1 protein-coding gene is annotated in these 350 nt (G+C 36.9%); it reads left to right on the top strand.

Features of this window, described 5'->3' with window-relative positions; genetic code table 11:
* Positions 1-58: 58 nt before the first annotated feature.
* A partial coding sequence (locus RFW85_RS12435) for an IS256 family transposase (RefSeq protein ID WP_032051011.1) occupies positions 59-350 on the top strand: 292 nt, incomplete at its 3' end.

The following is a 350-nucleotide window of genomic DNA, read 5'->3' as shown; positions in this document are numbered from 1 at the left end:
TGTGTAAGTACTTAATTTTCATTTATCCTTCAGAGGATAATTACAAAAGGTACTTCACATGGATGAAGCAACAATCAAAAGTATGGCTGCCGAATTGGCTAAAGGTCTAAAAACACCAGAAGACTTAAACCAAATGACAGCAGTCTTTAAAAAATTCATGATTGAAACTGCACTCAATACTGAACTTTCAGACCATCTCGGTTATGAAAAGCATCAGCCCAAGAAAGGCTCAAATAGCCGTAATGGGTTTAGTTCTAAAACCATTACAACTCAAGATGGACAACTGGCTTTAGATATTCCCCGTGATCGAGAAGGTTCATTTGAGCCACAAATTATCAAAAAGCACCAAA

Origin of the sequence: Acinetobacter sp. 12966, assembly GCF_031196995.1 — a bacterium.
Classification (GTDB): Bacteria; Pseudomonadota; Gammaproteobacteria; order Pseudomonadales; family Moraxellaceae; genus Acinetobacter; species Acinetobacter geminorum.
This window is presented reverse-complemented; position numbering and strand designations above follow the sequence as displayed.